Below are 467 nucleotides of genomic sequence, written 5' to 3'. Positions count from 1 at the left end.
TCCGTCAGGGTATAAGTGGCTTCGTATTGATTGCCACTGGTGTTGGTGACGCTGGCTGTTTGTCCGCCAATCTTGACCGTGGGCGTTCCACTCAGGGTTTCGGAAGCGGTGAATGTCACCGTTACCGTATCCCCCACTGTCGCTACGCTGCTGTGGTTGGCATTACTGGAAGCAATGCTCACAGAGGATAAATTAGGAGCTGTTTTATCCAAACTGACGCTACTCGAATCGGTAGTTGCCGTAGCGGTTCGAGTATTTCCCCCAGCATCGCTAAACTGGATATTAATGGCCTGTGCCCCTGCGGTATCGTTGGCCGTCAGGGTATAAGTGGCTTCGTATTGGTTGCCAGTGGTGTTGGTGACGCTGGCTGTTTGTCCGCCGATCGCAACTGTGGGCGTTCCACTCAGGGTTTCGGAAGCGGTGAATGTCACCGTTACCGTATCCCCCACTTTCGCCAAACTCGTGTC

Annotated in this window: 1 protein-coding gene; it reads right to left on the bottom strand. The window is 53.7% G+C overall.

Annotation, left to right across the window (positions count from 1 at the left end; all coding sequences use genetic code 11):
- Positions 1–467: hypothetical protein (locus AC0QH1_RS18075; RefSeq protein WP_324632647.1), on the bottom strand; the 467-nt coding region annotated here is incomplete at both ends.

Source organism: Phormidium sp. CCY1219 (assembly GCF_055795085.1).
The sequence above is the reverse complement of the archived record's forward strand: the minus strand, read 5'-3'. Positions and strand labels throughout refer to the sequence as shown.